Annotated in this window: 20 protein-coding genes; 8 read left to right on the top strand and 12 right to left on the bottom strand. The window is 61.2% G+C overall.

What is annotated here, in order from left to right; all coding sequences use genetic code 11:
- Window positions 1-69: 69 nt before the first annotated feature.
- Both FFI94_RS16420 and FFI94_RS16415 read right to left on the bottom strand, forming a co-directional pair.
- Window positions 70-879: a thioesterase family protein gene (locus tag FFI94_RS16420; protein WP_138868783.1), complete on the bottom strand. Its 810-nt coding sequence runs from the start codon at window positions 877-879 to the stop codon at window positions 70-72.
- Window positions 879-1,769 (bottom strand): RecB family exonuclease, encoded by an 891-nt coding sequence (locus FFI94_RS16415; protein WP_138868782.1) that lies wholly within the window; start codon window positions 1,767-1,769, stop codon window positions 879-881. Before FFI94_RS16415 ends, FFI94_RS16420 begins: the two co-directional genes overlap by 1 nt.
- A gap of 87 nt (window positions 1,770-1,856) precedes the next feature.
- On the opposite strand from FFI94_RS16415, the gene FFI94_RS16410 reads away from it, so the two are divergent.
- Entirely contained in the window at window positions 1,857-2,852 is a 996-nt protein-coding gene (locus FFI94_RS16410) for a tRNA (adenine-N1)-methyltransferase (protein WP_260684167.1), read from the top strand.
- A 71-nt stretch (window positions 2,853-2,923) separates the two neighbouring features.
- On the opposite strand, the gene FFI94_RS16405 is transcribed toward FFI94_RS16410, so the two are convergent.
- A complete protein-coding gene (locus FFI94_RS16405; protein WP_138868781.1) occupies window positions 2,924-3,442 on the bottom strand; it encodes a hypothetical protein in 519 nt (172 codons plus the stop codon).
- Window positions 3,443-3,635: 193 nt separating this feature from the next.
- Between FFI94_RS16405 and arc the strand changes: the two genes are divergently transcribed.
- Window positions 3,636-5,411, top strand: a complete 1,776-nt coding sequence (gene arc, locus FFI94_RS16400; protein WP_092807749.1) for a proteasome ATPase — start codon at window positions 3,636-3,638, stop codon at window positions 5,409-5,411.
- Between the two features lie 580 nt (window positions 5,412-5,991).
- Here the strand turns inward: arc and FFI94_RS33730 are convergent.
- From FFI94_RS33730 to FFI94_RS16390, 4 genes are all read right to left on the bottom strand, one after another.
- Window positions 5,992-6,147, bottom strand: a complete 156-nt coding sequence (locus FFI94_RS33730) for a hypothetical protein (RefSeq protein WP_185993229.1) — start codon at window positions 6,145-6,147, stop codon at window positions 5,992-5,994.
- Window positions 6,148-6,312: 165 nt separating this feature from the next.
- Window positions 6,313-6,444 carry a hypothetical protein gene (locus tag FFI94_RS34285; RefSeq protein ID WP_260684166.1) on the bottom strand — a complete coding sequence of 44 codons (132 nt, stop codon included), beginning with the start codon at window positions 6,442-6,444 and terminating at the stop codon, window positions 6,313-6,315.
- A gap of 68 nt (window positions 6,445-6,512) precedes the next feature.
- Window positions 6,513-7,523, bottom strand: coding sequence for a low specificity L-threonine aldolase (locus FFI94_RS16395; RefSeq protein ID WP_138868780.1), 1,011 nt, complete (start codon window positions 7,521-7,523; stop codon window positions 6,513-6,515).
- 432 nt (window positions 7,524-7,955) lie between these two features.
- Window positions 7,956-8,798, bottom strand: a complete 843-nt coding sequence (locus FFI94_RS16390; RefSeq protein WP_138868779.1) for an NAD(P)-dependent oxidoreductase — start codon at window positions 8,796-8,798, stop codon at window positions 7,956-7,958.
- A gap of 86 nt (window positions 8,799-8,884) precedes the next feature.
- Between FFI94_RS16390 and FFI94_RS16385 the strand changes: the two genes are divergently transcribed.
- Window positions 8,885-9,529, top strand: a complete 645-nt coding sequence (locus FFI94_RS16385; RefSeq protein ID WP_138868778.1) for a ScbR family autoregulator-binding transcription factor — start codon at window positions 8,885-8,887, stop codon at window positions 9,527-9,529.
- 38 nt (window positions 9,530-9,567) lie between these two features.
- On the opposite strand, the gene FFI94_RS16380 is transcribed toward FFI94_RS16385, so the two are convergent.
- The 5 genes from FFI94_RS16380 to FFI94_RS16360 form a co-directional block, all read right to left on the bottom strand.
- A complete protein-coding gene (locus tag FFI94_RS16380) occupies window positions 9,568-10,437 on the bottom strand; it encodes a ScbA/BarX family gamma-butyrolactone biosynthesis protein (protein ID WP_260684165.1) in 870 nt (289 codons plus the stop codon).
- A 185-nt stretch (window positions 10,438-10,622) separates the two neighbouring features.
- The gene (locus tag FFI94_RS16375; protein WP_260684164.1) at window positions 10,623-11,057 is read right to left on the bottom strand and encodes a LuxR C-terminal-related transcriptional regulator; all 435 of its coding nucleotides are present in this window, start codon (window positions 11,055-11,057) and stop codon (window positions 10,623-10,625) included.
- Window positions 11,058-11,716: 659 nt separating this feature from the next.
- A complete protein-coding gene (locus tag FFI94_RS16370; protein WP_138868775.1) occupies window positions 11,717-12,589 on the bottom strand; it encodes an RNA polymerase sigma-70 factor in 873 nt (290 codons plus the stop codon).
- A gap of 10 nt (window positions 12,590-12,599) precedes the next feature.
- A complete protein-coding gene (locus FFI94_RS16365; protein WP_138868774.1) occupies window positions 12,600-13,175 on the bottom strand; it encodes a carboxymuconolactone decarboxylase family protein in 576 nt (191 codons plus the stop codon).
- A gap of 258 nt (window positions 13,176-13,433) precedes the next feature.
- A complete protein-coding gene (locus tag FFI94_RS16360) occupies window positions 13,434-14,810 on the bottom strand; it encodes an NAD(P)/FAD-dependent oxidoreductase (RefSeq protein WP_138873224.1) in 1,377 nt (458 codons plus the stop codon).
- Window positions 14,811-16,969: 2,159 nt separating this feature from the next.
- Here FFI94_RS16360 and FFI94_RS16350 point away from each other — a divergent pair.
- From FFI94_RS16350 to FFI94_RS34755, 5 genes are all read left to right on the top strand, one after another.
- Entirely contained in the window at window positions 16,970-17,746 is a 777-nt protein-coding gene (locus FFI94_RS16350; RefSeq protein WP_260684163.1) for a GAF and ANTAR domain-containing protein, read from the top strand.
- A gap of 81 nt (window positions 17,747-17,827) precedes the next feature.
- Window positions 17,828-18,502 (top strand): hypothetical protein, encoded by a 675-nt coding sequence (locus tag FFI94_RS34280; protein WP_260684162.1) that lies wholly within the window; start codon window positions 17,828-17,830, stop codon window positions 18,500-18,502.
- A 219-nt stretch (window positions 18,503-18,721) separates the two neighbouring features.
- A complete protein-coding gene (gene ligD / locus FFI94_RS16340) occupies window positions 18,722-19,693 on the top strand; it encodes a non-homologous end-joining DNA ligase (protein WP_138868770.1) in 972 nt (323 codons plus the stop codon).
- A gap of 40 nt (window positions 19,694-19,733) precedes the next feature.
- Window positions 19,734-19,919 carry a hypothetical protein gene (locus FFI94_RS16335; RefSeq protein WP_138868769.1) on the top strand — a complete coding sequence of 62 codons (186 nt, stop codon included), beginning with the start codon at window positions 19,734-19,736 and terminating at the stop codon, window positions 19,917-19,919.
- Window positions 19,920-20,245: 326 nt separating this feature from the next.
- Window positions 20,246-20,419: a helix-turn-helix domain-containing protein gene (locus tag FFI94_RS34755; protein ID WP_138868768.1), complete on the top strand. Its 174-nt coding sequence runs from the start codon at window positions 20,246-20,248 to the stop codon at window positions 20,417-20,419.
- Window positions 20,420-20,852: the final 433 nt, after the last annotated feature.

Below are 20,852 nucleotides of genomic sequence, written 5' to 3'. Positions count from 1 at the left end.
TGTTTTGTGTGGCCGTCGAAGTCGCCAGGCAGAGGTCGACGACTCGTGGAACTTCTTCGGTTCTCAGAATCAGGAACGGGCGCGGATCTGCAAGGTCTGGGCAATACGTCCGACTGCCCCCTGCTCGTCGTAGAGCACTCCGGCGCACATGCCGATGCCATCGGGGCCAGTGGTGGTTTCGGCAGAAACACCGACCCATTCACCTTCCGGGATGCGGAAGATGTGCACGGTCAGGTCGGTGTTGAGGAACGTCCAGTGCGCTGGGTCGAGTTTGGCCCCGACTCCGTTGGAGATGTCGGCGATGGCAAACAACCGCTCGAGAGCTGTCATCTCTTCGCCCTCGACCAATGCAGGCTTGGGCCGTGCCCAAACCTTTCCGGTTCCCTCGCAACCGATTTCGGCAATCCACGACCACTCGAGCGTTTCGAGGTATCCGATGTTCCACATACCTCCGAGCACGCCCGGTGTACCGGTGTCACGGGGTTCCAATGGCGGGTCCACCACATGGACTACGTCTGTGGTGTCTGCGGTCTCCATGCGCCACGCCGTACCGCGCGCCACTGCGCGGGGAGATCCGTCGGGCCCGGTGGCCCACAATTCGGCCACGATCAATTCGATTCTGCGACCGGGTCGTTCGATCCACGAGCGAACCTCGAGGTCAGCGATCGGGATCGGTCCGAGAATTTCCACGACCACCCGGGTCAGTCGGGTTCCCTCGCGGGCGCCGCAACGCTCGAGGGCGCGCACCAGCAGCGCAGATGGGGGAGCTCCATGTTGAAGCGTCGGACCCCAGATACTGACAGTTGCCTGTGTGGTCGCGAAACGCTCGTGACCTTCCTCGGTAGCGCCTAAGAACTGGTAGTACGAAGTATCTGCCATTACGTATTCTCCTTTGCCGCAACAACTTCTGTGCCTTGCAAGTCCGGCCACCCGGGATACGGCGGTGGTGTGCCGCCGAACGAGGGGCACAGGGCCTTGTGATCGCACCAGTCGCATAGTTTGCCAGGCTTGGGTCGGAAGTCTCCGGTGGCACCTGCCGCCAGGATTGCCTTCCAGATAGCGGACAATGTCCGCTCGAAACGCACCAGTTCGTCGTGATCGGGGGTGTACGTGAGGATCGATCCCGACGCCAGGTAGATCAGCTTGAGTTGAGCGGGCACGATCTCGCGGGTGCGCAATAGAACCAGTGCGTAGAACTTCATCTGGAACAGCGCCTTGGACTCGGTGAATTCCCGCGGGGCCTTACCGGTCTTGTAGTCGACGACGCGCACCTCGCCGGTGGGCGCCACGTCGATGCGATCGACAAAGCCGCGAAGTCGAACGCCGTTCTCGAGTTCAGTCTCTACGTAGACCTCGCACGCCTGCGCGTCGAATCGCGTCGGATCTTCGAGGGTGTAGTAGGTGTGAACCAGCTTGCTCACTTCGGCGAGAAAACCGTCGAGATCCTCGTCGGGAATCAAATCGGCCGCGTCGGGGGAGTCGGTGCTCACCCGTTCCCAGGCGGGGCGAACCAGCTCCGCGGCCCGATCCGGAACGCGTTGCGCAGTCGGCAGCGCAAACAACGCTTCCAGCGCGGCATGGACGACGGTGCCTCTGACCTGCGCCCTTGTGGGTGTTTCCGGGATTCGATCGATTGCTCGGAAGCGATAGAGAAGCGGGCACTGTTTGTAGTCGCCCGCACGAGAAGGTGACAGTGCCGGCCGACTGCGCGGACGATCGTGTGATGTTCCACCCGTTAAAGAGGGGGCTGGCAGTTCTACAGAGCTCACACCTGGCAGGCTAGACGCTTGGCCCGACAACTCCGTCGGGGCCGGTGGCGAGGACGCCGGAGCAAAACGAACAGGGATTACTCACGCATGGTGAACGATACGCAACCCGAAGAAATCACGACCGAGTTGGATGAGGTTGCGCAGTCCGCTCTCACCGAACCGGAACCCGCCGCTGAAGAAATCGAAGCAGAGGCAGCCGCTGAAGTTGAGGTAACAGCGCCAGGCAAGCGTCCCACCGGTCCGTTCCGCGTCGGCGACCGCGTCCAGCTGACCGACGGCAAGGGTCGGCATTACACGATCGTGCTCGAGGCGAACCGCGAGTACCACACGCACAAGGGCGGGATCGTGCACAACGATCTCATCGGCGCGGAAGAGGGCAGCGTCGTCAAGTCCGTCAACGGGACGCCGTATCTGGCCTTGCGTCCCTTGCTGGTCGACTACGTGCTGTCGATGCCGCGCGGCGCGCAGGTGATCTACCCGAAGGACGCCGCGCAGATCGTCCACGAAGGCGACGTGTTCCCCGGTGCGCGGGTGCTCGAAGCAGGTGCCGGTTCCGGCGCACTGACGTGTTCGCTGCTTCGCGCGGTCGGACCCGAGGGCAAGGTCATCTCGTACGAGGTGCGCGACGATCACGCCGAACATGCGGTTCGCAACGTCGAGACGTTTTTCGGCGAGCGTCCGCCGAACTGGGAACTGACCATCGCGGATCTCGCGGAGTTCGATCCGGAAGCCCACGGCGGCAAGGTCGACCGCGTGGTTCTCGACATGCTGGCACCGTGGGATGTTCTGCCGGCCGTGTCCAAGGCCTTGGTTCCCGGCGGCGTCCTGATCGTGTACGTCGCGACGGTAACCCAGCTGTCCAAGGTGGTCGAAGCGATGCGGGAGCAGGAATGCTGGACCGAACCGCGCTCGTGGGAATCCATCGTGCGCGGCTGGCACGTGGTCGGATTGGCCGTTCGTCCCGAGCATCGTATGCAGGGGCACACCGCGTTCCTGATCAGTGCGCGTCGACTGGCCGAGGGCACCGTGACCCCGAAGCCCCAGCGCCGCGCCGGCAAGGGCTCGAACACTGCAGCCAAGTAATCACTGACTCGAACAACGAGCGGCGACCCGAAAAATATCGGGTCGCCGCTCGTTAGTTTTTTGCGGAGAAATTATCCTGCGCAGGAAGCGCGTCCCATTTCCAGGAGCACGCATGCGGAGGTGTCGGACAGCTTCCAGGTGCCGTCTTCGAGTTCCCACGTCCACGGAGCGGCAGGCATTGCGCCGTGCGGGCTCACCACTGCAACGTCAGCAGTGGCCGTCTGGCCGTCTACCTTGACGTTCTCGACGGTGAAGGTGATCTGGTACGCGGGGTTGCCGCCCAGAGCGGCGCCCATCGTCTCGATGTTGGCCTGACGGTTGGTTCCGTCGACGACAAGCGCGGTCTTCTCGGCAATCGGCTTGGCCGGATCGATGAGCGCGACCAGCTGTGCATTCAGCTCGTCTGCCGTCGGGGCAGCTGCGGCCGCAGCAGCGGACGTCGTCGCGCTGGAGGCTGCGGAAGCGCTCGACGTGGCAGCAACGGAGGTGGTGGTGGCCGACGAATCGGAGCTGTCGTCCGAGCTGCATGCTCCGAGAGCGAGAACAGCGGCGACGGCACAGGCGCTGACAAGAGTCTTGCGGATGATCACAGCGTGACCTTTCGTTGGGGGGAGACAGGCGCTGTCTCGACATTGTAGGCAAGGCTAACATGGCTTACTTTTGGTTCAGGAACGGTCTCGGCGGCGCTGTCACTGCTGTGAAATCGAACTCGCGCACCGTGTCTGGCGACACTTGAGCCGCGATGCCGGTAGCGTTGATCTATCGCACTGGGAGGAGACGCATATGAGCTCGACAGAAAACCCGGATTCGGTTGCGGCAGCAGAAGAGCTTCACGCGTTACGAGTGGAATTGCAGGTGCTGCGGCGTCAGCTCGCGCAGTCGCCGGAACAAGTGCGGGAGTTGGAGTCGAAAGTGGACTCTCTCGCCATCCGAAACGGCAAGTTGATGGACACCCTCAAAGAGGCCCGTCAACAACTGATCGCTCTACGTGAAGAGGTCGACAGACTCGGTCAACCGCCGAGTGGCTACGGCGTGCTGCTTGCCGTTCACGAGGACAAGACGGTCGACGTGTTCACGTCCGGCCGCAAGATGCGTCTGACGTGTTCACCGAACATCGACACCGACACGCTTACTCAGGGTCAGACAGTGCGACTCAACGAGGCCCTCACGATCGTCGAAGCCGGCGGCTACGAGCAGGTCGGTGAGATCAGCACCCTGCGTGAGGTACTCGACGACGGCTTGCGGGCGCTCGTAGTCGGGCACGCCGACGAAGAGCGCATCGTGTGGCTTGCCGCGCCTCTGGCAGCGGTATTCGCAGATCCCCAGGCCGACATCATCGCCTATGACGCAGATTCCCCAACCAGGAAGCTGCGACCAGGCGATTCCTTGCTGGTCGATGCCAAAGCCGGATATGCATTCGAGCGTATTCCCAAGGCCGAGGTCGAGGATCTGGTCCTCGAAGAGGTCCCGGACGTCCATTACGACGACATCGGTGGGCTCGGTCGGCAGATCGAACAGATCCGGGACGCCGTCGAATTGCCGTTCCTCCACAAGGACCTGTTCCACGAGTACTCACTGCGTCCGCCGAAGGGTGTTCTGCTCTACGGTCCGCCAGGTTGCGGTAAGACACTCATCGCGAAGGCGGTGGCCAACTCGTTGGCGAAGAAGATTGCCGAAGCCCGCGGACAGGACAGCAAGGACGCAAAGTCCTACTTCCTCAACATCAAGGGCCCCGAACTCCTCAACAAGTTCGTCGGCGAAACCGAACGCCACATCCGGATGATCTTCCAGCGTGCGCGCGAGAAGGCGTCCGAAGGCACCCCGGTTATTGTGTTCTTCGACGAGATGGACTCGATCTTCCGCACCCGTGGTTCCGGTGTGTCCTCCGACGTGGAGACAACAGTGGTTCCGCAGTTGCTCAGTGAGATCGACGGCGTCGAGGGTCTCGAGAATGTCATCGTCATCGGTGCGTCCAACCGTGAGGACATGATCGACCCTGCCATTCTGCGGCCGGGCCGTCTGGACGTGAAGATCAAGATCGAGCGTCCCGACGCCGAATCCGCGCAGGACATCTTCTCGAAGTACCTCGTGGACGGTCTACCGATCAATGCCGACGACCTCGCCGAGTTCGGTGGGGATCGCGCGGCATGCCTCAAGGCAATGATCGTTCGTGTTGTGGATCGCATGTACGCGGAGAGTGAGGAGAACCGTTTCCTCGAAGTCACCTATGCAAACGGTGACAAGGAGGTCTTGTTCTTCAAGGACTTCAACTCCGGTGCCATGATCCAGAACATCGTCGACCGCGCGAAGAAGTACGCCATCAAGTCGGTGCTCGACACCGGTGCTCCCGGCTTGCGCGTGCAGCATCTCTTCGATTCCATCGTCGACGAGTTCGCCGAGAACGAGGATCTGCCCAACACCACCAATCCTGATGACTGGGCACGCATTTCGGGCAAGAAGGGGGAGCGGATCGTCTACATTCGTACCCTCGTCACGGGCAAGAACGCCAGCGCAAGCCGCGCTATCGACACCGAGTCGAACACAGGCCAGTACCTGTAGGGCGTCCCACTGCAATCGGGCTGGCACTCTTCACGAGTGTCGGCCCGATTGTGTATTCGAGCGCATGCCGATGCGATTCTGGATGCACACAACAGCGTCGAAAATGGCTGGATGTGAAATCTCCGCGTTGGTTGTGTGCAAATGTGCACGATCAATCCCGACCTCTGGTGCAAAGAATTCAGGTCTGTGGCGGCTCTAACCTTCGTCGTCGACTTGCTCGTAGCGCTGGAGATCAGAAGCTTTCGCGGGGACCCACACGCAGCGGCTGACTGACCAGCCGGCCCGTGGAGGGTTATTCCCAGCTACCTGACGCCCTGACCGACCTCGCTGATCAGCCACCCGTCGATGGTGACGAGACGAGCGACCTTTAAACGGTGGAGCGGGGCAAAGCCGCGTTGGCATTACTGATGCCGAACTCGTAGACCGCGACGTCGTGCCACTGCTTAGGACGGCGTCAGCGACGAGGTGCAGGACGTTGGCCTGCGTGGCCTCGTGCTGTGGTCAAAAGGAATTGTGTCGCGTCGGCCAGTGACTCATGGGGGATGGGGTGGAACACATCGGGGAACAGGTCCAATCCGATCTAGTCGAGATGGCGCATGGCGTCGTTCAGGTGTGTGCCCATGGTCGACCAGAACTTTTCGTTGGCCATGCCGGCCGCGTTGACACCGATGAGGATGTCGCCGCCGAGTAGGGTCCGTTCGTGAGTTCGTGTGTCGATGGTCTCAACGCCACCCAAACCCGCAGAAACGATCTCAGCGCGTTCTAGTCGGGCAGCCCAGAAGAATGAATTTTACGTGTACGGATCAGAGGTTCGGCCAGCGACGGTGCGAGCTGCGGTGTGAGTGCTATTGCAGCAGGAGCGCAATGATCGCGGGCGGTGGCTGAAGTCGTCCGAGGTGATCTACGCGTTGGCATCCGTCGAGTTCGACGGCCACCCGGTCCCGCCGGATCCGTCGGGACGCAGTACATCGATCGACGCGACGTGTTGGGCGATGCGATCGGTATCGCGTTCGACGGTGTGACGAGCTTTCATCGGTCGCTTCTCGGCCGAATTGAATGTTGCTCGCTCGCAGCACCTTGCACCGACACCTTTAACGCGGATCAGAAGGTTATTCTGGACAGGACCGTGTCGATGTCTGCAGTGCTCACGTCTCGATGTGTCACGAACCGCACCTTCCCGGCAACGGTCACTGCGCCGACGCCAACAGTGGCGAGCTGAGCAACCGTGGCCGATGGATCGGCGGTGGTGGCGAGAACAATGTTGGTGGCAAGTTCGTCGACATCCCACCCGCGCTCACGAAGCCCCGACGCGAGCCGCTGCGCATTGTCGTGATCGTCCGACAGACGACCTTGTGAGCGAAGCGCAACGATTCCGGCGGCGGCAAGCACCCCGCCCTGACGAACGCCGCCCCCGAGCATCTTGCGGATCCTTCGGGCTTCGGTGATCAATTCGGGTGATGCGGCCAGAATCGAGCCGACCGGCGCGCCAAGTCCCTTGCTCAGGCACACCTGCACGGTATCGGCACCGGAAGCCAGTTCAGCAGGCGAAATATCCAGTGCAGCAGCGGCATTCCAGAGGCGGGCGCCGTCGAGGTGAATCTTCAAGCCGCGTGATCGCGCCGCGTGGACCAGCGTCGTCCACTCGGCGGGATTCATAACGGCGCCGCCGGCGAAATTGTGAGTGTTCTCGAGACAGAGCAGCGTGGTGTTCAACGTGAAGTACGGGCCGGGGGAGCCCGCCGCTCTTACGACGGTCTCGGGGCTCGGGCGTCCGGGTCCACCGTCGTGCGGCAGCGCCATCGGCATCCCCTGGGCGAGCCAGGCAGCGGTGCCCAACTCCGAGCCCAACACGTGAGAGTGTTCCGGCGCCAGGAACTGATCGCCGCGACGAAGGTGCAGCATCAGCGCAATCAGGTTGCCCATCGATCCGCTCGGGACCCACAGTGCCGCTGGAAACCCCAGAGTGTGAGCCACTTCTTCTTCGAGCGCAGCCATAGTCGGGTCGTGATCGAGGACGTCGTCGCCGACCTCTGCGTCGGCCATCGCCTTACGCATCTCTGCGTCAGGTCTGGTGACGGTGTCCGAGCGTAGGTCGATGTACGACGAAGTCATGGCTCATTCGATCAAGCTGGGTAATCCGGCGTCAAACCGCAGTGTTTCGCGAGGGCATTCGAGGCTTACCAGATTCCGGTCAACCCGAGTCGTGGCACCTTCCCGGTCCCGTAGCCCCACAAGTGGTTTGGTCGGTTGACCGCTGCATGCGGATTGTATTCGGCGCCGGACCCTGCTCCGGCTAGCGGAATCCACGGATTCCGCTAGCCGACCTCGGCCGCATACAGACTGGTGTGCCCCGGCGATGACACAGCCCTGCAGGTGTGTGACATCGGTGAATCCTGCGTTCTTGAGGTATTTGAGAACCTCGGCGGGATTGTGGGCAGTTTGAATGTCGTTGTACATGACGTCTTCGGCGACTCCCATAGCGAGCCCGGTAAGGAGATGAAATGCTTGGGAGGCAGTACTTTTGGCGAGAACGAACTTGCGTCATCAGTACAGTCGCGACCGATACCAGTGATCGAGACTGATCATGTCTATCTGCCGTCTGTTGAGGCCCAGCTGGGGAGCCACTTTCACTGCGTCGGCGCGGGGGAGAGAGTTCCGGGGCAGAGTCCAGTTGGTTTCCTGCGTATGACGTTCGAGAAGGTCGATGACTTTCCGTGGGACAGGCTCGTTGACGTGAAGTGTTGAGCCGTAGCGAAATTGCCGTTCTGTCGACAGTTTGTAGATAGATCGGGCGAGTAGGTCTACATCGACTACTGACAGGACCGCGTTTCCATCGTCGATGATCGAGTCGAGTCGAGAGACAATTCGCGTCAGAGTCGGAAGAAACCATCTGTCGCCGGGTCCGTATACGAGGTGGGGCCGGATGACCAGGCCCCCCGCGTCGCGCACGAACTTCTCGGCGAGGGCGCGCGTGCGACTGGCAGGTGAGAGGGGTCTGAGAGGTGCGCCGTTGACCGGTAAGTCTCGAAAAGGGCCAGGCCCGTAGACGGCCGCGGTGCTGACGTAGAGCAACCGTTCGACGCCGACGGCGGTTGCGATCGACGCAACATTCCGTATGCCATGTTGGTTTACGTGAATGCACTGTTGTTCATCGGCGCCCACGTACGACACGCAACAGATGACGGTGGACGCCTGACTCATTGCAGCTCGTAGAGAAGCGCTGTCGTTGATCTCGCCGATCGAGGCGGCAATTCCGTTGCGGCTGAGTTGTTGGACTGCGCTGTCCGTGCGAACGAAACCAATTGCGGTATTTTCGTTCTGGGAAACCAGCTGGTTCATCACCGCCGAGCCGATGAAACCAGTGGCCCCGAGTACCAGAGTTGTCACGGTGTGTCCGTGTCGAGAGCGAGGCGATCGGGCCTTTCGACGTATCGTTGAGATACATTCCGTCTGCAACGAGAGCTGGGTAGATCATGCAGGAGCGTGCTGTCCTCACGCGCCAGGCCGTCATTTTGGGTGCTGCGAAGAGCTTCGAAAAGTTCGGGTACTCCGCAAGTCTGAGCACGATCTTGCAGCACGGGGGCGTGTCCAAGGGCGCGATGTATTTTCATTTCGCGTCGAAGGAGGAGCTTGCGCACGCGGTCATCGCTGCCCAGCATGGCATGGCGATGGAGGGTACTCGGCAGGTTGCTGCGCATTCCGACATCGCGGTCGAAACGCTGGTGCTCGTCTCGCAGGAGATGGCTCGACAGCTTGTGACCGAGCCCATCGCACGAGGTGGCATGCGTTTGACGATGGAGATCGGCAGTATTCGGGGCCCCATCGAACAGCCGTATCTCGATTGGATCGAGGCTATCAAGCAGGTGGCAAGCCGAGCGGCTGAAGCCGGCGATATCGTCCCGGGCACCGATATCGACGCGCTGGCTCGATTCGTCGTGGGGTCGTTCACCGGAGTGCAGATTCTCTCGGAGATGCTGACTGGCAGAACCGACCTGTACGAGCGGTTGAGTCAGATGTGGAACTTGGTGTTGCCGACGATTGTCCGAGAGGACAAGTTGACTCACGTCATGCGGTTGGCGGCGCTTGCCCCGAGGGAATGGGAACCACTGGGCCTTTGACGTGGGCGACGTGGCGAGACGAACATGTTCATGCGGCCTCATGACGCGTCCGCAATTGTAAGTTCAAGTTCCGCAGTGGTCTGCTGATCTTGAGTGAACCGAACCCGGTGCACGTTGCCTGACGCGTCGAGGGGGGTTGTTGACACGTGGCACGGAGTTTCCCATTCAGTGAACCGTGGAAAGCCCGCCGACAGTGTGGCGATTTGTGTTGCCGGGTCGCCGGTGTGGTACCGCACGGCTTGTCGAGCGGCCTCGAAAAGGATCATTCCGGGGATGTGGTCGACGGGGTGGTCGAAGAGGGAGTGGTTGCGGGGATCGGGGGTGCAGAACACCGTTTGCCGAGCAGCATCAGTGCTGATGAGCACATCTCGATTGTTTGAACGTCCGACCCGTTCTGATCCGATGACCGCAGTTCCGGGGGGAAGGATGCGCTCGCGCGGGCAGTAGTCTTCTCGTCCTTGTCGAATTCGACGGTATCCCTCGGGACTGGCTCCTCGCGCAACAGCGTTGCATCTGGCGACGTGACGAGTGCCCTCTCTGAGAACCCCAGACACTTCGACGCCCGAGACGGCTCCGTCACGGTGGGTGAGGTTGTCCACTGTTATAGAGAACGTCAATGGCTCCGCTGCTGGTTGCACGTCGAGTGCATCCAACATCTCGAAGCTGAATGTCTCCATGAGGAACTTGTAGTGCAGTGGAATGTTGTATCGGGTGTGGCAGAGAAGCACCACTGCCTGTCGAAATGCTTCTGCTACCCCGAGGGGATCGTGTTGCTCGCTTGATGCGTCGAATATCCGATGCGAGACCGGGAGCTGAACAGCAACGTGGTACGTCGACTCCGATTCGATCCGGTAGTCCGTCAAGAAAACCTCGGCAACAGCATGTCTGTGGACGAGATGGCGTGGCACTGTGCTTGTGTATTCCATTGATTGGAGGCGCCTTTCGATGTTCACGCATGTCTTCGGTGTCGTGCAGGACCTAATCATCGACGTCCGGACACGTCGTCGAATCGTCAAAATTGACGATCTTTGCGGAATTCGAGTTCGATCAGGGCGCGCACCCATCGCAGGAAGTGTGTCTGGGGCACTGCCTGCTAGAAGCGTCCGATCCGAAGTTCCATTGGGTGCCTGCGTGCGTCCTGACCAGAGCGGCGGAGCATCGCGCAGGCCTCCAGCTGAGAGTGCACCTGCAGCTTCTGCAAGATGCTTCTTATGTGGGCGCGAACCGTGGTCGGCGCAATGTGGGCGCTTCGAGCAATCGAATCGACGTTAGAACCACCGTAGAGAAGTCCCATGATTTCGAACTCGCGATTGGTGAGCCTGGCGATTCGTGCGGATTCTTCTGTGCGCAACAGGATGCGTTGTACGAGCGAGGAGTTGTCGCGTGCTGGCTCAACGTAATCGGAGCTCAGCGCAGTCTGCAGCTCATCGAGCAGCGATGCGAACGGTAGTTGCGAGTTGAGTGCTGTGTGGGCGCCCGCCACGAGCCCCCGAATCATGGAGTGGCCGCTACTGAGGTCGCCGACCATGATCGATCCCTTGAGAGCGGAGAGCTCCTTCACCAACCACTCGACGCCCCCGGGCGGCACGAGAACAAGTGGTCTGCCGTGAACGTTGGTGTGATGCGCCAACAGACTTATGTCCGCAGTCTGTGGCGCGAAGTGAGCCCCGACGCTGATTCCGGCAGCGATTGCATCGGCGAACCCTCGATCGTTATGAGAGGTATATACAGTGACTGAGTTGGAGTGTGTCATAGCGACTACACCACCGGTGGAGATTCATTACTCCACGTTCTCGTCACTGCGAAACCAAAACCGTTGGTTTCAGTGTGGATTCGTCAGCGGGCCAGCTATCGCGGCGACCTCTCCACTGACGCGCATTGGGCCCGGTTAACGCTGCCCTGGCGGACGTCAGTGCACCTCTGCAGCGGGCAGGAAGCGATCTACGTCGGTGCCACCAGAGCTCTGGACCTCCCACGAGATCTGGTCTTCCCCATCTACCGTGGTCACGGATAGGCACTCACCTGCGACGCCCCACTGACCGCGATGTGCGCGGAGCTCATGGGAAAAGCAACAGGGGTCAACGGTGGCTGTGGCGGATCCGCCGACCTCTCGGTGCCCGAGGTCGGCATGATGGGGCAGAACTCGATCGTCGGCTTTGAACGAAACGATCCGCGAGAAGGCTTGCGTCAGCGACTGACTGCGGCCTCCTGCATCATCCGGGAGAGCTTCTCGGGATTCCGGACGGTGTAGATCCCGCTGACCAGGCCGTCTTCGATGCGCATTGAGACCACGCTGTCGAGTTCTCCGTCCAACCAAATGATCAGCGCGGGTCCGCCATTCACATTGGCCAGTTCGGCGGTCATACCGGCACCCCAGCCGGCCAGACCGGCAGCAAACAGTCGAGCCACCTTGTCCGCGCCCGACACAGGCCGCGGCAGAGCTTGCTTGATGCCGCCACCGTCACCCAAGACCACGACGTCAGGTGCGAGTATGTCGACCAAGTCGTGGAGGTCGCCAGTCGCTATCGCCCACTGGAGCGCTATCAGGGCCTTCCGTGTGTCGGCGGGGGAGATGATCCCGCGTGGCCGCCGCGCGGCGACCTGTTCCCGGGCGCGGTGGGCGATCTGGCGTACGGCGGTGGGACTCTTGCCCACTGCCTTCGCGAGCTCGTCGTACCCCACGTCGAACACCTCGTGGAGCACGAACACAGCCCGCTGGGTCGGTGTCAGCGTCTCGAGTACGAGCAGCACCGCTGTGGACAGACTGTCTGCCAACTCGACGTCCTCGGCCACATCGGGAGTGGTCAATAGCGGCTCGGGCAACCACGGGCCGACGTATTCCTCGCGCCGCCTTGACAGCACCCGCAACTGGTCGAGCGCCTTCCGGGTGACGATTCGGACCAAGAAGGCTCGCGGGTCCCGGACATCGGCCTGGTCGACGTTGGTCCACTTCAGCCAGGCCTCCTGCACCACGTCCTCGGCGTCGGCAGCGGACCCGAGCATCTCGTACGCGACTGTGAAGAGCAGTCGGCGGTGGGTGATGAACGGATCTCCACTCATGAGGTGGAGACTACGGCTTCGGGGCCGCGAGCGGCCGCAGACCACACGATGTGGCGTACTCCTCTGAGTGGATACCCAGTGCGACGTTGGACCGGGCGGAGAGGTTCATGAAGGCAACCTTGGCGGTCAGCTCAATGAGCGCCGGCGTCCCGAGCTCTTCGCGCAGCGCCGCCGACATCTCGTCAGTGACGGTCGGCGAGGTCTGGCACATGGCCTCGGCATACTCCAGAACCTGTCGCTCGAGCGGGGTGAACACATCAGATTCCCGCCATCTCGGTATTTCGCGCGCCTTGGCCTCGTCAAGGCCTTTGTTGTGGGCCGTGAAGTAGCCGAAGTCCAAGCAGAAGCTGCAGCCGATCTCGGCGGCCGCGGCCATGGTGGCGAAGGTCGCCAGGTTGCGGTCGAGCTTGTCCCACTTCTCGGTCCTGCCGCCGAACTTCATCATGTCTTTGAAGACGGCAGGGTGATTCCACAGCATCTCGGCGCTTTCCGGTACGCGACCGATCATCTTGCGCATCACCATCTTGACCAATCCTCCGTAGATGCCCTTGATCTCGGTCCGCGGAATGCGAGCTGTGCTGGTCATAATCGTCTCCTGTCATTTGTGGTTCAACATGAAGACGCTGGACGTCGACGATCTGTGACAGTTCTGCCGCCTAACAACCATGGACGCCGCGCCGTTTATCGTCGGTAGAGGTTGGTGATGGTGCCTCACCCCAGTCCTGCTGAGGGACGGTGACAAGGATCGTCAGTGATGATCTCGTATCAGGCTGTATAACAACAGATTCTGTGTCCAGGACAATTGTGGTGGCCAATCGTCATTTCCCCGCACGCGTACGGGCAATCAGTGCAGGGCGCGGGCGCGGCGCCCACCTCGTTTGCGTTCGCGGGTGAGGTCCCACAGGTAGTGGTCGAAGTCGACTTCCATGGTGTGCCGCGGGGAAGTATAGAACTGCCTTTTGTTGCGGTTGTGCTCGGTCGCCATCTGCTTACGGATCCGGGCGTCGGACGGCGGAAGATATCGGCCGGTGAGGATGTCCGCGATCCAGGCGCATTGCGCCTCGGCGAGCGGCATGACCGCACCGACCGGTTGTAGGAGTCCGATGAAGTACAGCCCCGGAAGGTCCGGGTGCACGGTCCGCTTCCACAGCGGAAGATCGTTGTCGCGGGCGCGAATCAGATCCGTGTCCAGGAACGGAAAACTGACCCGGTAGCCGATGGCCCAGACGATCAGGTCGGCTCGCGTGCTGCGCCCGTCGGTGAAAACCACTGTGTCGCTGTCGAATCGATCGATGCCCGGGCGTGGGATGATCGCGCCGGCATCGAGTCGTGCGCGCAGTTGCTCGGATTGCACCGGGTGCGACTGGCTCGGCTTGTGCGATGGCCGGGGCAGGCCGTAGCGGGTGAGGCTGCCTGAGGCAACGGCGCCGAGCCGCAATCTGGCTCCGGTAACCCACCATGGCATCCATCCTGGCAGTGCGACCTGGTCGGCGGCCCTGCCGAAGAGCATCTTGCGCAGTACCCACTGGCTGCGCCGCACGGACAGGGTGGTGCTGCGAGCGACTTTCGATGCTTCGACGGCGATGTCGAGTGCCGAGTTTCCCATACCGACGACGACCACGTCGCGGTCGGCGAGCTGGTCCGCATTGCGGTAGTCGTGGGCATGGATCTGCGTTCCACTGAAGGTGCCGGGATAGGTGGGTTCTGGCCAGCGCGCGTCCCAGTGGTGCCCGTTGGCAACCAGGACAGCGTCGTAGGTTTTCGTGTGTTCACCGGTGGGACCGTTGGTGCGCACCGACCAGGTGCCGTCCTGCTCGCGTCGGACGTTCTCGACGGTGGTGTCGAAGGTGATGGTGTGTCGGAACCCGAAATGGTCGACGTAAGACTCGAAGTAGGCGTGGACCTGATCGTGCCGCGCGTACGGCGGGTAGTCGGGTGGCATCGCGAAATCGGAGTACGCCATGCGTGGACAGGAGGTGTTGATTTCCAACGTTTCATAGCAGGCGGACTGGCCGTTGGGGTTGTCGTAGACCCAGTTGCCGCCGATCATCCTGCCTTTTTCGAAGCAATCGAACGGAATGCCTGCGGTATACAACGCTTTGGCGGCGGCAATACCCGATGATCCGGCACCGATGACGCACACCCAGGGAAGCGCAGTGTCAACCGGCACGGGTGAACTCACCGGCGGCGCGCGATGTCCAGGTTTGACCAGGTAGGCCACGATAACCATTGTGTCAGAACCGTGGAGCGGGGTGTAGGTGCGACTTCTTCCTGCGACTGACATTTTCGCGTACGACGCCGCGAGTATCAACGAGATCCTCGCCGGAACCGGTAATTCGAAGGGCTCCCTGTGTCACCATTTTCCGTCCGAAACGCTCTGGCGCAGTACCTCGTACACCTGTGGAGCACCGTCCTGGTCGACACGCTCGGCCGGGTGACCGCCAGGTTGTGAGCATTCAGCGGAGCCTGGCAACCGTCGTCGCACAAGACCACATAGCGCGATCGGGATGCTATTGAGCCTCGAACAGGCCGTCGATGAGCACGCCAAGGTCTACACCGCGTGGACGAGTGCCCTCACCGTCATCGCCGATCAAGCCATTCGTACCGGCCAACTCGACCGCGCAGCTGCACAATCGCGGCTCGGAGAAAGTTTGTGTGCCAGGTTTCGTGCGCGCCGTCCATATCGCGACAAGTCTCGGTGAACCCGACACGATCAGCCGACGTGTCGTCTGGGTCGGAGGTCGACGTCCTTTTTGTTCTTGGAGGGAATCGTGTTCGTGCAGGGCGCACTTGTGTCTCCCGCCGTCTACATCATGGACCGAAACACCTTGTGGGCTACGTCGAGGACGGCATCGCAAGGGGCTGAAGATATCGATTCATTCTCGGACACTACTTGAAGCTCTCTCAATGCCCGGTCGCATGCCGGATTGGGCAAAGTTCTCTGCAATAGCAAACTCGGCGTGAGGTCTACGGAACAAAGGAACGTAGCGCTGTGCTGAATTCGGGACCGTGAGCGGCGGGATAGATTCCAGAGGTGAAACAGACCGGGACTGCTGTTGTCGACCACCATCAGTTCGTCGTCGGATCGCAGGCAGCCGAGACGTACGAGCCGTCGGAAACTGGCAGTGTGCTCGAGGTAGGCCCGAACTTTGTCACCATCATGACGGGAATCGCATACGGTCCTGTCTCGTTGACCGTCGAGGTGTTGGATCACGAGCCTGACGAGTTCGCCCCCTCTTTCAGCGTGGGAGGTAGTGGAAGAAGCGACGATCAATGTCAGCAAACTTGTTCGGGCCATCACCACGGAGGGGGAGTTACTTCCGGAATTCGCGCGAGTGCCGATCACCAAGGGACTGAACACTCATTGCCGACTGCGGGCCCCCAGCCGCGATCGGCGTCAGCCTCGACGGACACCGCGGTGTGCTCGGATTGTGGGCCGGCACCGGCGAACAGCAAGTGCTGGCATTGATGGCAGAAAGTCGTTCGAACGTGGGTATCGGGCCGTCGTCACCTACCTCGAAGCGCGCTGACCACTCGAATGAAAGCGCTCGGTCGCTGAGTCACTGCCTACTGCTTCGGCGGGCTTCCGTACCCGGGGGTGTAGTAAACGGCCCACTCTTGAGAATCTTCGGCGCGTTGGTGCTGGTCTGCTTGCCTTGTGCGATTGGTTGAGTGAGCGAACGGCAGGGATGACGGGGCTGTCGGCTGTCTCAAGAGGAAGCTCACCGGCGCAGGCGTGTGAATGCAGAGCGCAGGTGATGGAATGCACCGAATCTGATCATGGTTCACCTTCTCCTTCTGTCGCTTTCCGGCTGTAGCGGTCGCTGGGTGGGACGATTGCGGGAGTCTCACGTCCGCGAAGATGCCGCAGAACTGGCATACAGTGCACGAAAATTTGGACCTCCGTTCGGCGACCCGCCTCTGGTCGGCGGGCGCGTTAGTCGCGTTGGGATCTACGGCCGGCCGTATCGGAGTTTTCGGATTGCTTCCTCACGGCTGGTCGCGCTGATCGATGGGGCGCTGGGCTCGAAGCGGACGGGTCTGGGAATCGAATATGAGTTCAGCTGAGGGCATCTGCCACTGAATGCGCAGCATTCACCCGAAGCTCGTCGCGAATCCGGCACTGTCGCGCACTGATTCGGTGACGTGAGAATCGGTTGGCTCCGGAATTTGTTAGCTGTCGCGCGCCGAGTCGTGTCGAGCAGCCTAACTGTGCGGAACTTGTGTGTGCGGCGCCGCAGCTTCCGTGGGTGCCAGGACATGTAACTGATCATCTGCGAAGGTTTTCGGGCCGCTTTTTCCTTGGTGCGCAGGACTGTTTGGTTTGTTGATGGCCGCGATGGTGTGTGTGACAGTTGTAGTAGGAAAGCGAGGCTGGCGATGGACGCAGTGGAGATGGACGCAGTGGAGGAGCCTGGCCTGGATGTGTACGAGCGGATTTCTCAGCTGGCTCGGACGGTACACGGAACGTCTTCCGGTGGTGTGAAGGCGCCGTCGGAGGTGCTCGAGGAAGTCACCGAAGCCGCGGTGAAGTTGCTCGAGGGTGTCGATCATGCGGCGGTCACGTTGGTGCGCCGTACCAGTGCTCGGCACCATCCGGAGTTTCTCGAGTCGACTGCGGCGACCGGCACTGTGCCACGGCAGTTCGACGAGCTTCAGCAGGAGCACGGTGAGGGGCCGTGTTTTGATGCGATTTGGTCTCATCAGACGGTGCATATCGCCGACGTGGCTTCTGAGTGTCGGTGGCCCCGATTGATGGTTGCGGTTCGGGAGCGGACTCCGATTCGGTCTGTGTTGGCGATCCAGCTCTACATCGACGGTCAGGAACTCGGCGCTTTGAATATGTTCTCGGACACTGCCGGTGGGATCGACGGCGATGCCGAGGTCGAGGAGCAAGCGATCAATCTAGCCACCCATGCGGCGATCGCGCTTTCGAGCGCGCGGCGTGGTGAGCAGTTTCGCAGTGCTCTTGCCTCACGTGATCTGATAGGCCAAGCCAAGGGCATACTCATGGAGCGTTTCGATGTCGACGCCATTGCAGCATTTCGTATGCTTCGAACGCTGTCTCAGGAGATGAACATGCCTGTGCTCGAGTTGGCGAGAAGAGTCACCTTCCGGGAGTCGTCGCCCGCGAACGAAGAACAACACGCGCATTGAGGTTCAGCTTGTCGACGCCGGGTTTGCGGCTCCGGAGTCGACTAGTGGTGAGCGACGCCCTGCCACCGACGTCAAGGGAGGGTGCCCAGATCGCTGGATTTCGAAATCGGTTGCCAACTCAGCGATCCGCCTATTCCGTCGATGGCCAACGCTCTGAGTGCGCATCCTCCGTCGATCAACAGTGTTCGCACGCTTATTGATGCGCGAGAATCGGAACCGATGCTTCCGCTGTCGGCGGGAAGTTTCGGTGCGAATCGTCTTGTGCGTGTGATCTCCCACCGAATCCGGTTGGGAACGCTTCTCCTTTTGGGAGCGGGTCTTGTCACCGCCGCGAGTCTGATCATGTGGCTCGCGGCGGTGAACTGTGGGAAATCCTGGTCGGAATGTTCGCTTTCGGGGCGGGAATGGGTATGCCGTACGCGGGCGATGCCCGCCATCATCGCGAAAGGCGTTGCCGATATCGCACTCCGTGGTGCCGTGAGTTTCAATCAGGTTCTACGCACTGTCGGCTGGGCGTTCGGCAGTGCCGTCTCGGGTGCGGTGCTCGCAACGCACATGGCCCCGGCTTTACATCCGACCGGCGGACGAGGGCACGGACGAGTGACGGGGGTGAAGCTCGAAGTCGCGGCCACCGGCAAAGGATTTCAACGGAGAACAGCGCGCATGGAGATCAGCGACGCCGCCGGATCAGGCAACTGGCGCACCATCGGTGACCTCGGCACACCCATCACTCCACCCCTGCGAGGTGCACAGTGATCAACACCGATCACTGGTCCGAACGCTGGCCAGATCATCCAGTAAGCGGGACGTACGCCCCAGGACCCTCAGCTTCGACATGGGACGAACGCTGTGCCCGCTTTTTCGAGAGCCGCGTCGTGTCGAGGTGGATTTTGGGCGGATTTCCAACTCGTCTCACTATTGTCTCAACCGCGAAAAATCCCGCGAAATCAGCTGAAGCCTGCGCAGACTCGATGTATGAGTCCTGCGACTGGAAAGCCGGTGCCGCCGATGCTTGCCACACTGGGGCATCCCCCGACAGGTGAGCGCTGGGCATGGGAGAGCAAGTGGGATGGTATGCGGGCGATTGCGACCACAGGGAAGGAAGTACCGGCGTTGTGGTCGCGTAACGGTAACCGGGTCAGCGAGTCGTTCCCGGAGATCGTCGAGGCGCTCGCCGAAGTGCTCGGTCACCGCGAAACTGTTCTCGACGGCGAGATCGTCGCCCTAGACGAAGGTGTTCCGTCCTTCGCCCGGTTACAACGCAGAATGCACGTCCGCACACCCACCAGCCATCTGCAAAACAGTGCCCTGACCACCTACTACGTCTTCGATATCCTCGATATCGACGGCACCTCGACGACCGAGCTGCCGTATCTCGAGCGTCGTGAGGCACTCGCCAGTCTGAACATCGAGAACCCGCGCATCAAAGTCCCCCCGTTCTGGCTCAATGTAGATGGCGCCGCCATGCTCGAGGTCGCGAAAAAGCATCACCTCGAAGGGATCATCGCGAAAAGTGTCAACTCGACGTACCAGCCGGGGAAACGGTCTCCGAGCTGGATAAAGACCCCGCTCAGGGCCAACACGGAGGCCATTATCTGCGGGTTCGTCGAGGGTTCGGGCAGCGCGGCCGGCGGCATCGGGTCGCTGATCCTCGGCGCCCACGACGACTCGGGCTCACTCGTCTACGTAGGAAATGTGGGCACCGGATTTTCTTCCAGGCAGCGCCGGGAACTGCGCGGCACACTCATCGAAATCGAGCGGCCCACCAGTCCATTCGCGATCGCGCCACCGTCCGCGATAGCGCGAGTGGCACGCTACTCAGCCCCAATTTACGTGTGTGACGTCGAGTACCGTGAATTCGTCGGTGGCGCACTCAGACATCCAAGCTACAAAGGGCTGCGCAACGACAAATCGGCCGACGAGGTCGACCTCCCCGGCCGACACTGAGCGAACCCCACGCAAGACGAAGCCGCGGGCACCCGAAAAGATGTCCAGCGGCTTCCACGAGGTCGGTGCCCGTATTGCGCCTCTCGGCAAGTGGCCGCTCGAAGCGGCATTTCTGGGGTGGTACCCGGGGCAAGAACCGAACACCGACAGCCTCGACAACGAACATCCCCTCCGGATTATTCCGTCCGTCGGAGTTCTCTCCGAAGTCCGGAACGAGTGCAAGTAAAGATCCCTTTTCGGGGATGTGGGCTGCAAAATGCTCGGGTGAGTGATGTCTGGTGTGTGCCCCATGAAGTGCCGTCCGGGTTATGTCTCACCCTTGCCGTCATGAGCGCTGCCACAACTTGCCTCATCCTGTCCGGCACGAAGCGTTCCGAGCCAGCGTGGCTTCCGATCATCGGTAACTTGCCTGATCAACATCATTCCCGACGTCCGAATACCATTGGCGGGAAAGGGCATTGGCGTCGATGTGCTGTCAGTGGTTGAGATAGGATTCCCGCCACGGCCGCAGGTCGCGGTGGAAACCGCGACTGTTACTGGGGCGCCCATGCCATGCGGACAAAGCTCGGAACGCATCACCCTCTCATCGGCTCTCGATCGCCTACCCTGGTGATGGATCTGTTGCGGGACATGCCCCGACTGACTCTGGCCGATATCTCCCGCCAGACGGGTATCCCGCGAACCAGTACCCATCGCCTGCTTGAACGTCTCGTGCGAATCCACTAACTCCGGCGCCGCCACCCCTGGTATGAGCTGGGCGACGCGCTGGCCGAGTTCGGGGCGCAGGCCTTGTACCGAAAACAGTTCCATCTGGTGGTGGCATCTCTGCTGCGCGAACTGCATCGTGTCACCGGTTGTGTTGTGCACCTCGGCGCGCTTGAGGGCAACGAGGTCCGTTCCGCCACCCGAACACGCCGGGATTTCCGCATGACCGGTAGATGGAGTCGCTGGGAGCGCGGCCCCTGGATGGGCCGAACCGGGTAGTCGACGAGTCGAGACTTCGCGACTCATCGCCCAGCGAAGAGTTCGGCCTGTCTGGTCGTTACCGTCGACAAGCTGGGCTACGGACTCTCCGGGTGCCGCTTTAGATCGACATGCTTTAGATCGACATCCACTCCTACGGGGGTGTTCGGCGTTTTCCGTCACTCCTTCAAAACTC

This window comes from Rhodococcus sp. KBS0724, from assembly GCF_005938745.2.
Lineage (GTDB): Bacteria > Actinomycetota > Actinomycetes > Mycobacteriales > Mycobacteriaceae > Rhodococcus_F.
Note: the sequence above shows the minus strand (reverse complement) of the source record. Positions and strands in the feature narration are given on the sequence as shown.

What these genes read in the sequence shown, in the direction of transcription:
- FFI94_RS16420 (WP_138868783.1), bottom strand. Translation starts at nt 879, where the DNA reads ATGGCAGATACTTCGTACTACCAGTTCTTAGGCGCTACCGAGGAAGGT.
- FFI94_RS16365 (WP_138868774.1), bottom strand. Translation starts at nt 13,175, where the DNA reads ATGACCAGCACAGCTCGCATTCCGCGGACCGAGATCAAGGGCATCTAC.
- arc (WP_092807749.1), top strand. Translation starts at nt 3,636, where the DNA reads ATGAGCTCGACAGAAAACCCGGATTCGGTTGCGGCAGCAGAAGAGCTT.
- FFI94_RS16350 (WP_260684163.1), top strand. Translation starts at nt 16,970, where the DNA reads ATGGACGCAGTGGAGATGGACGCAGTGGAGGAGCCTGGCCTGGATGTG.
- FFI94_RS16375 (WP_260684164.1), bottom strand. Translation starts at nt 11,057, where the DNA reads ATGGTCGGCGACCTCAGTAGCGGCCACTCCATGATTCGGGGGCTCGTG.
- FFI94_RS34755 (WP_138868768.1), top strand. Translation starts at nt 20,246, where the DNA reads ATGCGGACAAAGCTCGGAACGCATCACCCTCTCATCGGCTCTCGATCG.
- FFI94_RS16385 (WP_138868778.1), top strand. Translation starts at nt 8,885, where the DNA reads ATGCAGGAGCGTGCTGTCCTCACGCGCCAGGCCGTCATTTTGGGTGCT.
- FFI94_RS16370 (WP_138868775.1), bottom strand. Translation starts at nt 12,589, where the DNA reads ATGAGTGGAGATCCGTTCATCACCCACCGCCGACTGCTCTTCACAGTC.
- FFI94_RS34285 (WP_260684166.1), bottom strand. Translation starts at nt 6,444, where the DNA reads ATGAAAGCTCGTCACACCGTCGAACGCGATACCGATCGCATCGCCCAA.
- FFI94_RS16410 (WP_260684167.1), top strand. Translation starts at nt 1,857, where the DNA reads ATGGTGAACGATACGCAACCCGAAGAAATCACGACCGAGTTGGATGAG.
- ligD (WP_138868770.1), top strand. Translation starts at nt 18,722, where the DNA reads ATGAGTCCTGCGACTGGAAAGCCGGTGCCGCCGATGCTTGCCACACTG.
- FFI94_RS16335 (WP_138868769.1), top strand. Translation starts at nt 19,734, where the DNA reads ATGTCCAGCGGCTTCCACGAGGTCGGTGCCCGTATTGCGCCTCTCGGC.
- FFI94_RS16395 (WP_138868780.1), bottom strand. Translation starts at nt 7,523, where the DNA reads ATGACTTCGTCGTACATCGACCTACGCTCGGACACCGTCACCAGACCT.